This is a genomic window from Pseudomonas sp. PP3 (assembly GCF_905336995.1).
Taxonomy (GTDB): Bacteria; Pseudomonadota; Gammaproteobacteria; order Pseudomonadales; family Pseudomonadaceae; genus Aquipseudomonas; species Aquipseudomonas reinekei.
Window position 1 is genome coordinate 1,811,544 of the sequence record NZ_HG995459.1, and the last position, 13,435, is coordinate 1,824,978.

Below are 13,435 nucleotides of genomic sequence, written 5' to 3' on the forward strand. Positions count from 1 at the left end.
TCCGGGTTAATGTGTGTGGGCGTGGCAGTCGTTGATGGCCGCGCGTTCGGCGCCGCCAAGGATGTTGAACAGCAGGTTCAAAGTCAGCGCACTGAGGGTGGCCATGGCGATCCCGCTGTGGGTGATCGGGCTCATCCACAGGGGCAGATGGGCGAAAAACTCCGGACGCACCACCGGGATCAGGCCCATGCCGATGCTCACCGCTACCAGCAACTGGTTGCGACGGTCACCGATGTCGGCTTCCTGAAGAATCTTGATGCCGGTGGCGGCAACCATGCCGAACATCGCAATCGCCGCGCCGCCCAGTACCGCTGGCGGAATCGACGCCACCAGGAATGCAGCTTTCGGCAACAGGCTCAGGACGATCAGCAAACCGCCGGCGACGATGGTCACCGAGCGGCAGCGCACGCCCGTCATCTGCACCAGGCCGATGTTCTGGGCGAAGGAGGAATGAGTGAAGGTGTTGAAGAACCCGGCAAAAAACGAGGCGCCGGCATCGCACAGCAAACCGCGACGCAGCATCCGTGGGCAGACTTCCTGGCCGGTGATTTTACCGAGCGCGAGAAACATCCCGGTGGACTCGACAAAAATGATCACCACCACCAGGCACATCGAAAGGATCGGTGCGAGTTCGAACTTCGGCATGCCGAAGTGCAGCGGGGTGACGAACTGAACCCACGGCGCGTTGGCCATGCCGCTCAGGTCAACCATGCCGATAATGCCGCAGAGCACGTAGCCCAGGCACATGCCGATCAGCACGGAAATGTTGACCCAGAAGCCGCGCATGAAACGATGGACCAACAGGATGGTACCCAGCACCAGCGCGGCAATGGCCAGGTAAATCGGTGAGCCGAATTGAGTGGCAGCCGCGCCGCCGCCGGCCCAGTTCACGGCCACGGGGAACAGCGACAAACCGATCGAGGTGATGACCGTGCCGGTCACCAGAGGCGGGAAGAAACGCACGATCTTGGACATGAACGGGGCGATGATCATGCCAAAGAACCCGGCGGCGATGGTCGCACCGAAGATCCCTTGCAGGCCGATGCCAGGCATACCGGCCATGGCGACCATGCTGCCGACCGCAGCAAAACTGGCGCCCATCATCACCGGCATGCGGATGCCCATGGGGCCGATGCCGAGCGACTGAACGATGGTGGCGATGCCGGCGACCAGCAGGTCGGCGTTGATCAGGAAAGCGATTTCTTCACGACTCAGGCCAGCGGCCTGTCCGATGATCAGCGGCACCGCGATGGCACCACCGTACATCAGCAGAACATGTTGCAGACCGACCAGGATCAGTTGCAAAAGGGGCAAACGCTGAATGGCGGGTGCGTCGGGGATGCGTGCTTGGGAGAGCTCGGACATGCAACACCTCGGATCTTTTTTATTCTTGTGATTTTGTGCATCAGGTAGGCCTGTGGCGAGGGAGCTTGCTCCCGCCGGGTCGCGTAGCAGCCCCACAATGGGCCTGCTGCACGGTCCAGCGGGAGTAAGCTCCCTCGCCACAAAAGCCCGCTTTCACAGGCTTTTGTGTTGCTTAGTTGGTCTGGGCTCCCTGAACAATCCAGGCACCGATCAGGTCACGTTCCTGCTGGGTCATCTGCGTGATGTTGCCCAGTGGCATGATCTGGCTGGCGACAGCTTGCGCCTGGATGCGCGCGGCGTTCTGGCGGATTTGCTCGGGGGTGTCGAGCATCACACCGGCCGGGGCTGCGCTGAACAGCGGGCTGGTCGGTTTGGACGAGTGGCAAACCGTGCAACGTTCCTGAATCACGCTGTGGACCTTGTCGAAACCCGGGCCTGCATTCGATGCTTGCGCCGGGGCGGCGGCAGGCGCTTGTGCAGGTTTGGCTTCGGCCGGTTTCAAGCCACCGCCCACTGCTGTTTCCGGCAGTGGCTGGTACTCGATGGCGGCAGGAGCCTTGGCCACTTCAGGGGCACTGGACATCGGCTTCGGACCGGACACATACGCCAGGCAAATCATGCCCACCGCTGCCACCGGCAGGGTCCAGGCATACTTGTGGCTGTCGTGACGGGTGTTGAAGTAGTGACGCACCAACACCGCCAGCACCGCGATCCCGGCCAGGATCAACCAGTTGTACTGGCTGCCGTAGGTGCTCGGGAAGTGGTTGCTGATCATGATGAACAGCACTGGCAAGGTGAAGTAGTTGTTGTGACGCGAACGCAGCAACCCTTTGGCTGGCAGCGCCGGATCCGGCGTGCGGTTCTCGGCAATTGCCGCCACCAGCGCACGTTGTGCCGGCATGATGATACGGAACACGTTGCCGACCATGATGGTGCCGATGATCGCGCCGACGTGCAGGTACGCACCACGACCGCTGAACACCTTGCTGAACCCATAAGCGGCGCCGATGATCAGGACGAACAGGATGAAGCCGAGCAGGGCAGGGCGTTTGCCCAGGGCCGAGTCACAGAGGAAGGAGTAGACGAACCAGCCGATGAACAGCGAGCCGATGCCCAGTAGAACGCCTTCAGGGCCGGTCAGGCTGCTGCCCGGAGCCAGCAGGTAGAGCGTCGGGTTGGAGTAGAACACCACGCACAGCAGCGCGATCCCTGACAACCAGGTGAAGTAGGCTTCCCATTTGAACCAGTGCAGGTTGTCCGGCATGGTCGGTGGAGCCAGTTTGTATTTTTCCAGGTGGTAGATACCGCCGCCGTGGATCGCCCACAAATCACCGGCCAGACCGCTTTTCGGGTTGACCCGATTGAGGTTGTTTTCCAGCCAGACGAAGTAGAACGAAGCGCCGATCCAGGCCACGCCAGTAATCATGTGAACCCAGCGCACGCTCAGGTTCAGCCATTCCAACAGATGTGCTTCCACAGTCTTTACCTCTCGCCTGTCACTCTGTTGTCGAGTGATCAGACCTTCTCTTATTGGTGGGGGGCGAGGATCAAACGCTCATCCTCTTTGAAAAAATGCTCATCGCAGTTATTGCCTGTGCCACTGCGATCAACCACCAGGAAGTCATCCCGCTTTTCGATCGTCAGCACCGGATGGTGCCAAACGCCGCGATGGTAATTAATGCCCTGCCTGCCGTTGGTGACGAAGGCGCGGACCAAGCCTGATACAGGTTCATCGCCAAGTGGCGCGACCACGATCAGAAAGGGGTTGCCGAGCAGCGGAATGAACGCCTGGCTGCCCAGCGGATGACGCTCCAGCATGCTCACGGTCAGCGGCATGTCCTGCGCGTCGGCGCGGAAAATGCTGATGATCGCGTTGTCTTCTGGCTTGGCGGTTTCCACCGTCGCCAGTTTATGGAAGCGCATGGTTGAACCGTTGTTGATCATGAAGTGATCGCTGCCGTCGGTTTCGATCACGTCACCGAAAGGGGCAAAGGCTTCTTTGGTCAGCGGTTCAATCTGTAGTGTGCGCATGCTGTTCTTCTTAATCTCAAATGTGTTGGTGTGTTGCTTTTGTAGGAGCCCGGCTTGCCGGCGATGGCGTCGGTGAGGGCGCCATCGCCGGCAAGCCGGCTCCTACAGGTTTTCATCAACCCTTATTTAGCGACCTTGCCCAGTACACGCAGGCGGCTCACACCACCGTCCGGGAACACGTTCAGGCGGATGTGGGTGATCGGGCCCAGCGCCTTGATCTGCTCGGCGAAGGTGTGTTCGGCGTGCATTTCCAGCTTCTGGCTTGGCAGCAGTTCGCGCCAGAACAGCGACTGGGTTTCGATCTGGCTGTCGGTGCCGCCCTTGACGAATGCGCCCTGGATCGAGCAAGTGTCCGGGTAGTTGCCCTTGAAGTGCAGGGTGTCGACGATGATTTTCTCGATCTCGCCCGGGTGACCCAGCGCGACGATGACCCAGTCATTGCCCGGCGTACGACGACGTGCGGTTTCCCAGCCGTCGCCCATGTTGATGCCACGACCCGGGTTGAGGATGTTGCTCATGCGACCGAAGTGTTCGTCGGAGCAGGCGAGGGCGCGGCCACCGTTGAGGGCTGCGGCCAGGTCGACTTGCTCATTGTCGCCAACAGCCGACCAGTCGCGGAACGGAATGCCGTACACGCGCAGACGGGCAACACCACCGTCCGGGTAGATGTTGAAGCGCAGGTGGCTGAACGCCTGGTCGTTGCTGATTTCGTGGTAGTGGTGGCTGTTGCCTTGCAACTCGACGGCGGACAGTACTTCAGTCCACTGGGTGTTTTCATTCGGTTCGCCTTCGGCCAGGAAGCAGGCTTCCAGCGAGGCCGACGGCGGGAAGTTGCCGGTGAAGAATGAAGTGTCGATGTCGACGCCCTTGATCGAGCCCGGTACGCCCAGGCGGATCACAGCGCTGTCGTAGCCTTCGAAGCGCTTGCGGCGCGACTCCCAGCCGTCCATCCACTTGCCGTTGTCATCGAACACGCCCTCCTTCCACACGGCCGGGGTCGGTTGGAACAGACGGTTGGCGTCTGCGAACCAGTCATCGGTGACCGAGATGATTTTGGTGCCCAGGCGGGCGTCGGCCAGGTTGACGAACTTCTCGAAAGGTACGGCGTAAGCTTTCATTCTTCTTGTCTGCCTTTAAATAAGTGGCTTGGGATGCTCTCAGGGCCCTGGGTGTTTTTCGCGTTTAAGGACACTCGGGCCAGGATCGCTATAGGGTCAGTAAACGGAACAGGGCGATCTTGTTGATCTCTGCCAGCGCGCATTTGAATTCGGTGTCTGCCGAGTTGTGAATGCGCGTTTCGAACGCTGCGAGGATCTGATGCCGGTTGCTGCCTTTTACCGCCATGATGAAGGGAAACTTGAACTTGGCTTTGTAGGCGTCGTTCAGCTCGGTGAAGCGCTGGAACTCTTCGGCCGTGCATTGGTGAATACCGGCGCCAGCCTGTTCATGGGTGCTGGCTTCGGTCAGTTGGCCCTGGACGGCGGCTTTGCCGGCCAGGTCCGGGTGAGCGTTGATCAGGGCCAGTTGGCTTTCATGATCGGCGCTCAACAGGATGTCGCTCATGCGCTGGTGCAGGGTTTCGATCTCGTCGATCGAAGCGTCCTGGCCCAGGTCGAAGGCCTTTTCGGCGACCCATGGCGAATGTTCATAGATGTCGGCGAAGGCTTTGACGAAGGCGTCGCGGCTCAATGTCGAGGGTTTCAATGTTTGGAAGGCGCTCATTTCGCGGCCCCTTGGTACGGGTGGGTTTCTTGCCAGTGGCGTGCGATGTCGACGCGACGGCTGAACCACACCTGTTCATGACTTTTAGCGTATTCGATAAAGCGCTTGAGCGAAGCCAGACGCGCCGGACGGCCGATCAGGCGGCAGTGCAGGCCGATCGACAGCATTTTCGGGGCTTCGGCGCCTTCGGCATACAGCACGTCGAACGCATCCTTGAGGTATTCGAAGAAATCGTCGCCCTTGTTGAAACCCTGGACCTGGGTGAAGCGCATGTCGTTGGTGTCCAGGGTGTACGGGATCACCAGGTGCGGCTTGCCGGTCGGGTTGTTCGGTTCCCAGTAGGGCAGGTCGTCGTCGTAAGTGTCGCTGTCGTAGAGGAAACCACCTTCTTCCATCACCAGGCGACGGGTGTTCGGGCCAGTACGGCCGGTGTACCAGCCCAGCGGACGTTCACCGGTGATTTCGGTGAGGATGCGGATCGCTTCGAGCATGTGCTCGCGTTCCTGCGCTTCGTCCATGTACTGGTAGTCGATCCAGCGGTAGCCGTGGCTGCAGATCTCGTGGCCGGCATCGACCATCGCACGGATCACGTCCGGGTGGCGCTGGGCGGCCATGGCGACGGCGAAGATGGTCAGCGGGATGTCGAATTCCTTGAACAGCTTGAGAATCCGCCAGACGCCGGTGCGGCTGCCATACTCGTAAAGGGATTCCATGCTCATGTTGCGAGCGCCTTGCAGCGGCTGGGCGGAAACCATTTCCGAGAGGAATGCTTCGGACTCTTTATCGCCATGCAGGATATTGCGCTCGCCGCCTTCTTCGTAATTGAGTACGAACGACAGGGCGATGCGGGCATTGCCCGGCCAGTGTGGGTGCGGAGGGTTACTGCCGTAACCGATCAGGTCGCGAGGGTAGTCAGCGCTCACTGCAGTCTTCCTTCTTATATGCGTGGTGACAGAGGGTGTGACGCGACTAAAAGATGGATCACTGGCTGGCGTCACAGCGATGGGATGATTGTATACAACTTTATATTCAATTTGTAAGCCTGATTTTTTGCATTTTTCGTTAACGGTCATCTTTGCGAGGTATTGATACGCACCTGCAAGAAACCTGCCTGACTGGTCAGTTAATGATTCCACGGTCCAGAGTGCATAAGGTTGCGCAGGAAAGCGTGGGGATTTACTGCAATGGCGTTGTCAGTCGCAAAAATGTCGTTTTTATTGTGTACAATATTTATGAAAAGTGTCTTAATCAATCGCTCGCCGCAGCTTTTCGTGCTCCGAATCGGTGCGGTCTCCTTTTCACCTGACTTCGGGAGGCGCGAAGTCTGACTGCTCCACGCAGGCAGGCGCGCAGAATCAATGGGACGTTTGACTACACACGTTTTGGACGCTGCACATGGTTGCCCGGGCAGCTCGATCAAGGTCGAGTTGTACCGCGTTGAAGGCTCGCAACTGGAATTGGTCGCCAGTGCGATAACCAACAGCGATGGCCGTGTCGATGCACCGCTGCTGCAGGGCGATGATTACCGTACCGGGGTTTACCAGGTGCAGTTCCATGCGGGCGACTACTACCGCGCCCGTGGCGTTCAGCTGCCGGAGCCTGCGTTCCTCGATGTGGTGGTGCTGCGTTTTGGCATCTCCGCCGAGCAGGATCACTACCATGTTCCGCTGCTGATCTCGCCTTACAGCTACTCCACGTACCGCGGCAGCTGATCCCCCAAGCAGCTGCCACCCCCTGGAAGCGACTGCGCATATAGCTTCTTTGGTCTTTCGCCCGCTCACACTGCGGGCTTTTTTTCGTCTGGGGAAAAGTGGTGTATGTGCTGACGCCATCGCTGGCAAGCCAGCTCCCACAGTGTCCGGGTCGTACACAAAAGATGTGAACACCCCTGAACCTGTGGGAGCTGGCTTGCCAGCGATGCTTTTAGCGGCTCAGCAGGGATGCAGCCCCTGCGCCACTGAACAACCCCGCACTCACCCGGTTAAACCAGCTCTGCCCCTTGCCACTGCGCAGATACCGCGCCGCCCCATGGGCACCGAGGCCGTAGGCCAGTTTGCACAGCAGGTCGAGCACGGTCCAGGTTGCAATCATCACCAGCAACTGTGGCAGGAACGGTTGTTCGGCACTCAAGAACTGCGGCAGAAACGCAGCGAAGAACAGGATGTCTTTCGGGTTGCTGGCACCGAGCATGAACGCGCGACCGAACAGTGCACGAAAGCGGGGCACAGGCGCTGCCAGCGGCACTTCAGCGCCATGGGACGGTTGGCGCGATTGCTGCCAGCTCTGCCAGGCGAGGTAGAACAGGTACAGCGCGCCGACGATTTTCAAGGCGCTGAACAGCTGTTCCGACGCCAGCAGCAAGGCGCCCAGACCCAGTGCCGAGGCACTCAATAGGCAGATCGAGGCAATCACGCCGCCGAGAAACGCCGGGTAGGAACGGCGCAGGCCGTAGTTCAGGCTGTTGCTGATCATCAACAGCGACAGTGGCCCCGGGATCAGGATCACTACCAGCGCAGCGCCGCTGAACAGCAGCCAGGTTTCCAGACTCATCACTTTCCTCCATTTGCACAAAAGCCTCACCCGACGGGGTGAGGCTGTTTTGAAACGTGTCCCGCGTAAGGCTTACAAGAAGATGAACTTGGCGATGAAGATCGCGCAGAGCACCCACAGGCTGACGGAAATTTCCTTGTACTTGCCGGTACCGGCCTTCAGCGCCACGTAGGTGATGAAGCCCAGTGCGATGCCGTCGGCGACCGAAAAGGTCAGCGGCATCATGATCGCGGTAACAATCGCCGGAATGCTGTCAGTCGCTTCGTCCCATTCGATGTGGGCCATGCCGCCCATCATCAACATCGCTACATAAATCAGCGCGCCAGCGGTGGCATAGGCAGGGATCATGCCGGCCAGCGGAGCGAAGAACATGGCTGCAATAAATAGCACACCTACGGTCACTGCGGTAAGACCAGTCCGACCACCCGCTGCAACACCGGCAGCACTTTCCACGTAGCTGGTGACGGGTGGCACGCCGACCACGGCACCGAACACGCTGGATGCACTGTCAGCTTTCATGGCGCGGGAGAGGTTTTCGATCTTGCCATCAGCACCGACCAGATTGGCGCGTTGAGCCACGCCCATCAGGGTGCCGGCGGTGTCGAACATGTGCACGAAGAGGAACGCCAGGACCACGCTGATCATGCTCACGTTGAACACGCCGGCCACATTCATGGCCATCCAGGTCGGGGCCAGGCTCGGCGGCGCCGACATGATCCCTTCGTAATGCACCAGGCCCAAGCCCCAACCGGCCAGGGTGACGGTGACGATGCTGATGAGGATCGCGCCAAACACTCGGTGGTAGCTGAGAATGGCGATCATCAGGAAGCAGACGGCCGCCAACAGCGGGCCAGGCTCGTGCAGGGAGCCGAGTTTGATCAGGGTAGCCGGGCTGTCGACAACGATACCGGCAGTTTTCAAGCCAATCAGGCCCAGAAACAGACCCACGCCCGCGCCCATGGCGTAGCGCAGGCTCACCGGAATGCTGTTGAGCAGCCATTCACGAATCCGGGAAAACGTCAGGATCATGAACAGAACACCGGAGACAAACACCGCACCGAGTGCGGTTTCCCAGTTGTAGCCCATGGTGCCGACGACGGTGTAAGTGAAGAAAGCGTTCAATCCCATGCCCGGTGCCAGACCCACCGGCCAGTTGGCGTAAAGGCCCATCAGCAGGCAGCCCAGGGCAGCGGCGATGCAGGTGGCGACGAAGGCTGCGCCGTGGTCAATCCCGGCGTCGGCCATGATGTTCGGGTTGACGAAGATGATGTAGGCCATCGTGATGAAGGTAGTCAGACCGGCAATCAGCTCAGTCTTCACCGTGGTGCCATGCAAGCTGAGTTTGAACAGGCGTTCCAGCAAGCCATTACGTATTGGCGGCGAGAGATCCAGCGTCGATGCTTCGGATTTGCGGCTTTCCACAGCGAGTACTCCTCAAGAGTTTTATTTTTATTTCCAGGGCCGGACCCATGAGGGTGGCAGCGGCCCTTTGAGGCACTTGCGAATTTGTTGACCGTATGGTCAGGAACTCGCACGAAGTGGATTATGCTTTTGTGTACAAATAAAGCAAATATTGTTTTCTGTTTTGTTTACGAAAAGTTTGCTGATCGGGATATATCGCCTGTAAAGGCGCCTTCGCGGGCAAGCCGGCACACAGGTTCCGTGTCGTTATCCGACTCTGTGAACGACGAAGATCCGGTGGGCGCGTGGCTTGCCCGCGATGACTGACTTGAGGACAGGCAGATTCTTACTGACTTTTTCCCAATGCCAGATTCACCGCCAACCACCCATTCACCGCCGTCTCCCCAGCCTCGGCAAACACCCGCTCCAGCAATTTCACCTGCTCGCGACGCAGCGACTGCTCGAACCGCGCCCCGTCATCGGTCAGCTCCAGCAAGCGTTTACGCTTGTCCGTTTCGGAAGCAACGCTGTTCACCAAATGCATTTCCACCAATTGCCGCAGCGGCATGTTCAGCGCCTGTTTGCTCACGCCGAGCAACGCCAGCAGCTCCTTGACGCTGAGGTTCGGGTATCGGGCGATGAAAAACACGATGCGCTGATGGACCCGACTCAAGCCTCGCCGCTCAAGCATTTCATCAGCCTTGGCCGTGAACGCCTGGTAACCAAAGAAAAACGCTTCCATGGCCTGTTGCTGGGAAATCGGGTTTTTAAGGTCAATCATGTTGACGTATCCGCTTGGGCTGTCGTAATTTCGGTCAATAAGTTTGACTCATTTTCCTCAAGCCTCGCTACCGGTGACCTCCATGGCTTTTTCCGAACGTGTCTCGCGCCTTAAAAGTTCTTTGATCCGTGAAATCCTTGCTGCCGCTCAGCGCTCGCAGGTGATGTCGTTCGCCGGAGGCCTGCCGGCTGAAGCCATGCTGCCCAAGGTCGATTGGGCTGACATGCCGGTGTCCATTGGCCAATACGGCATGAGCGAAGGTGAGCCGGCGTTGCGAGAAGCGCTGGCGATGGAGGCCCGGAAGTTGGGCGTGCCGTGTGAGGCGAGCCAGGTGTTGGTGGTCAGCGGTTCCCAGCAGACGTTGGACCTGGCCGCCAAGCTGTACATCGACAAAGGCACCGAGGTGTTTCTCGAGGCGCCGACTTACCTGGCGGCCCTGCAAATCTTCCAGTTGTTCGGCGCGAACTGCATTACCGTGCCGCTGGAGGCCGACGGCCCGGACCTGGTGCAGTTGCGTACTCGCCTTGAGGAACATCGTCCGGCGTTCATCTACCTGATCCCGACTTTCCAGAATCCATCGGCCGTGCGCTACAGCGAGGCCAAGCGCGATGCCGTGGCGGCACTGCTGGATGAATTCGGCGTGACCTTGATTGAAGACGAGCCCTACCGCGAACTGACTTTCGATGGTGGCAGCGCCACGCCCATCGTCAGCCGCTTGAAAAAATCCAGCTGGATCTACACCGGTACCGTGTCGAAAACCCTGATGCCCGGTTTGCGTGTCGGCTACTTGATCGCCAGCCCGGATTTGTTCCCGTATTTGCTCAAGCTCAAGCAGTCGGCGGACTTGCACACCAATCGCGTCGGCCAGTGGCAAGCCTTGCAATGGATCGGCAGCGAGCGGTATCAGCAGCATCGCAGTGAGTTGCGGGATTTTTACCGGGTGCGTCGGGATGCGTTCCAGGTGGCGCTGCACACTCATTTTGCTGATCTGGCGGATTGGAACGAGCCCCAGGGCGGGCTGTTTTTCTGGTTGAAGCTCAAGCAGCCGCTGGACACGCGAACCTTGCTCAACGCGGCATTGACCAATGATGTGGCATTCATGCCGGGCGAACCGTTTTTCCCTGAGCCGGACAAGCATCATGGGTATTTGCGATTGAATTTCAGCCACATCGACCCGGCGCGATTGGATGAGGGGCTTAGGCGATTGGCGGCGGTAGTGCGAGAGGCTCAGGCGGCGCAAGCGGCCTGAAACGAATAAACCGGCTCAACGGCCGGTTTATTTTTGTCTGGGTTTTATAGTGTCTGGAAGGACCCTGTCGCCAGCAAGCCGGCTCCTACAATAGGCAGTGCAAACAAGATCTGTTCACGCCGCACAACCTGTAGGAGCCGGCTTGCTGGCGATGGCGTCCGTCAGAACACCACAAAAAACATCAGGCTGCCGCGAACCGCTTATCCAGATAATCAATAATCACCTTGGACTCGTACATCCAGGTGGTCTCGCCATTCTCTTCAATCCGCAGGCACGGCACTTTGATCTTCCCGCCTTGCTCCAGCAAAGCCTGGCGGTCTTGCTCGTTGTTCTTCGCGTCACGCAACGCCACCGGTACATTCAGGCGGCGCAGGGTGCGGCGGGTTTTCACGCAGAACGGGCAGGCGTGGAATTGATACAGGGTCAGGCCCTTGGCGGCGGATTCGACCTGAGCCTGAGCGGCGGCGGGGCGCTTCTTTTTGCTGGGGCGGGTGATGAAGTCGATGAAGATGATCAGTTGGCCAAGGCCGACACGAAGCGCTTTTACGAACACGTTGAAAGCCTCACGGTGTGAACAAAGAAAGGCGCGCAGCTTACCTGATTTTTTTTCAGGCGAAAAAAAACCGGCGATGAATGCCGGTTTTCTTTGTGTTGCGAATTACTTGATGAGGCTGAGGAATTCGCTGCGGGTCGCGGCGTTCTCGCGGAACTCACCGAGCATCACCGACGTGATCATCGACGAATTCTGCTTTTCCACACCGCGCATCATCATGCACATGTGCTTGGCCTCGATCACCACCGCAACGCCCAGGGCGCCGGTGACCTGCTGGACCGCGTCGGCGATCTGGCGGCTGAGGTTTTCCTGGATCTGCAGGCGGCGAGCGTACATATCGACGATTCGCGCGACCTTCGACAGGCCCAACACCTTGCCGCTCGGGATGTAGGCAACATGCGCCTTGCCGATAAACGGCAGCAGGTGGTGTTCGCACAACGAGTACAGCTCGATGTCCTTGACCAGCACCATTTCGCTGTTGTCGGAGCTGAACAAGGCACCGTTGGTGACTTCTTCGAGCGTCTGTTCATAACCGCGGCAGAGATACTGCATGGCTTTGGCGGCACGTTTTGGCGTGTCGAGCAGGCCTTCGCGGGACACGTCCTCGCCCAATTGGCCGAGAATCGCGGTGTAATTCTGTTCCAGGGACATGAAACTACCTGTGGGATTTTACGCAAAGGGCAAGGGTACGGTGGCGGACACGGCGCTGCAAGCGTGATGCATCAGCTTTTATTCGTCGCGACCTTCCATCATGGTGCGTTTGAGCATCACATAAACAGCTCCGGCACCGCCGTGTTTCGCCTGGCACGAAGCGAAGCCAAGCACCTGCGGATGCTGGCGCAGCCAGGTGTTGACGTGGCTTTTGATCATCGGCCGCTTGCCGTCCAGGCGCACGGCCTTGCCGTGGGTGACGCGCACGCAGCGGATTTCGAATTTGGTCGCTTCAGCGAGGAAGGCCCAGAGGGTTTCCCGGGCCTTTTCCACATTCATGCCGTGCAGGTCGAGGCTGCCTTCGAACGGAATCTGGCCAACCTTGAGCTTGCGCATCTGGCTTTCCTGCACGCCGTCACGCGCCCACATCAGTTCGTCTTCCGGGCCGACGTCGATCACGAACTGATCAGACAGCCCGTCGACGGTGGTGGCATCGGTACGCACGGTGGCGGCCTGGCGCAGCTTGGCGATCTGTGCGCGGTCAGCTTTGGGTTTGCCGGTTTCGGCGCGATCGTGCTTGATCGGCTTGACGCCTTGGATCGCGCTTTTGAACAGGGAAAAATCGTCGTCTTGCATGTCAGCCTCCGCGAAGGGCGGCCAGTTTACCCAACTCGAAGCGAATGGGCGCGCGACAAAGTGCGCCGCATTGGGCTCAGTCGTGTTTTTTCATCAGATGCGGGGACATGTTCAGCGCCCGCGACTGTCGCGAACGGCGCCGGCAGCGGCGCCACATCCACACGCCGAGGTACAGCACGAACAGGCCAATCACCAGAATCACGGCCGCACCGACCCGGTTGGTATTCATCTCACCCAGGGCCGGGGCGTGGCCGAGCAGGCTGGCGACGCCGGCCATGGCGAGCAGTACACCGCTCATTGCCAGCAGCGCAGCGAATGCTGCGCCGATTCGAAAACGCCAGTTGCTTTGGCCTTTGGGCCGCAAGCGGCGAGCGTCAAAACCATCGGATAACTTCATTCCGACCTTCCTCAATGGGTATCGGCCCTTCGACCGGGAGTTGACCGGGATGTTCCTGAGGCTAAGACAATTACGGCTAATGAGAGACTTTTGCGGATG

The 13,435-nt window shown here is 59.2% G+C and carries 15 protein-coding genes; 2 read left to right on the forward strand and 13 right to left on the reverse strand.

The window, feature by feature from the left end:
• Positions 1 to 6: 6 nt before the first annotated feature.
• The 6 genes from KHO07_RS08440 to puuE form a co-directional block, all read right to left on the reverse strand.
• Positions 7 to 1,365: a nucleobase:cation symporter-2 family protein gene (locus KHO07_RS08440; protein WP_212626909.1), complete on the reverse strand. Its 1,359-nt coding sequence runs from the start codon at positions 1,363 to 1,365 to the stop codon at positions 7 to 9.
• 172 nt (positions 1,366 to 1,537) lie between these two features.
• Positions 1,538 to 2,842, reverse strand: a complete 1,305-nt coding sequence (locus tag KHO07_RS08445) for a urate hydroxylase PuuD (protein WP_150735270.1) — start codon at positions 2,840 to 2,842, stop codon at positions 1,538 to 1,540.
• 50 nt (positions 2,843 to 2,892) lie between these two features.
• Positions 2,893 to 3,396 (reverse strand): ureidoglycolate lyase, encoded by a 504-nt coding sequence (locus KHO07_RS08450; protein ID WP_150735271.1) that lies wholly within the window; start codon positions 3,394 to 3,396, stop codon positions 2,893 to 2,895.
• Positions 3,397 to 3,518: 122 nt separating this feature from the next.
• Positions 3,519 to 4,514, reverse strand: coding sequence for an allantoicase (gene alc, locus KHO07_RS08455; protein ID WP_075948759.1), 996 nt, complete (start codon positions 4,512 to 4,514; stop codon positions 3,519 to 3,521).
• Positions 4,515 to 4,602: 88 nt separating this feature from the next.
• On the reverse strand, positions 4,603 to 5,118 hold the full coding sequence (uraD, locus tag KHO07_RS08460; protein ID WP_150735272.1) for a 2-oxo-4-hydroxy-4-carboxy-5-ureidoimidazoline decarboxylase: 516 nt from the start codon (positions 5,116 to 5,118) through the stop codon (positions 4,603 to 4,605).
• Complete coding sequence (gene puuE / locus KHO07_RS08465) at positions 5,115 to 6,041, reverse strand: allantoinase PuuE (protein WP_034151282.1); 927 nt, start codon at positions 6,039 to 6,041, stop codon at positions 5,115 to 5,117. The genes uraD and puuE overlap by 4 nt, the downstream gene beginning before the upstream one ends.
• A gap of 435 nt (positions 6,042 to 6,476) precedes the next feature.
• On the opposite strand from puuE, the gene uraH reads away from it, so the two are divergent.
• Positions 6,477 to 6,830 carry a hydroxyisourate hydrolase gene (gene uraH, locus KHO07_RS08470; RefSeq protein ID WP_008031462.1) on the forward strand — a complete coding sequence of 118 codons (354 nt, stop codon included), beginning with the start codon at positions 6,477 to 6,479 and terminating at the stop codon, positions 6,828 to 6,830.
• Positions 6,831 to 7,041: 211 nt separating this feature from the next.
• On the opposite strand, the gene KHO07_RS08475 is transcribed toward uraH, so the two are convergent.
• The 3 genes from KHO07_RS08475 to KHO07_RS08485 form a co-directional block, all read right to left on the reverse strand.
• Positions 7,042 to 7,668 (reverse strand): LysE family translocator, encoded by a 627-nt coding sequence (locus tag KHO07_RS08475; protein WP_056853838.1) that lies wholly within the window; start codon positions 7,666 to 7,668, stop codon positions 7,042 to 7,044.
• 72 nt (positions 7,669 to 7,740) lie between these two features.
• Positions 7,741 to 9,090: an NCS2 family permease gene (locus KHO07_RS08480; protein ID WP_150735275.1), complete on the reverse strand. Its 1,350-nt coding sequence runs from the start codon at positions 9,088 to 9,090 to the stop codon at positions 7,741 to 7,743.
• 325 nt (positions 9,091 to 9,415) lie between these two features.
• Positions 9,416 to 9,850 (reverse strand): MarR family transcriptional regulator, encoded by a 435-nt coding sequence (locus KHO07_RS08485; protein ID WP_212626910.1) that lies wholly within the window; start codon positions 9,848 to 9,850, stop codon positions 9,416 to 9,418.
• An 82-nt stretch (positions 9,851 to 9,932) separates the two neighbouring features.
• Between KHO07_RS08485 and KHO07_RS08490 the strand changes: the two genes are divergently transcribed.
• Positions 9,933 to 11,099 (forward strand): PLP-dependent aminotransferase family protein, encoded by a 1,167-nt coding sequence (locus tag KHO07_RS08490; protein WP_212626911.1) that lies wholly within the window; start codon positions 9,933 to 9,935, stop codon positions 11,097 to 11,099.
• A gap of 181 nt (positions 11,100 to 11,280) precedes the next feature.
• Here the strand turns inward: KHO07_RS08490 and KHO07_RS08495 are convergent, their stop codons facing one another.
• The 4 genes from KHO07_RS08495 to KHO07_RS08510 all read right to left on the reverse strand — a co-directional run bounded on the left by KHO07_RS08495 (position 11,281) and on the right by KHO07_RS08510 (position 13,336).
• Entirely contained in the window at positions 11,281 to 11,652 is a 372-nt protein-coding gene (locus KHO07_RS08495) for a glutathione S-transferase N-terminal domain-containing protein (RefSeq protein WP_150735278.1), read from the reverse strand.
• 105 nt (positions 11,653 to 11,757) lie between these two features.
• Positions 11,758 to 12,303 (reverse strand): GTP cyclohydrolase I FolE, encoded by a 546-nt coding sequence (folE, locus tag KHO07_RS08500; protein ID WP_003204506.1) that lies wholly within the window; start codon positions 12,301 to 12,303, stop codon positions 11,758 to 11,760.
• A gap of 78 nt (positions 12,304 to 12,381) precedes the next feature.
• Positions 12,382 to 12,939 (reverse strand): Smr/MutS family protein, encoded by a 558-nt coding sequence (locus KHO07_RS08505; RefSeq protein ID WP_212626912.1) that lies wholly within the window; start codon positions 12,937 to 12,939, stop codon positions 12,382 to 12,384.
• 76 nt (positions 12,940 to 13,015) lie between these two features.
• Positions 13,016 to 13,336 (reverse strand): hypothetical protein, encoded by a 321-nt coding sequence (locus KHO07_RS08510; protein WP_150735330.1) that lies wholly within the window; start codon positions 13,334 to 13,336, stop codon positions 13,016 to 13,018.
• Positions 13,337 to 13,435: the final 99 nt, after the last annotated feature.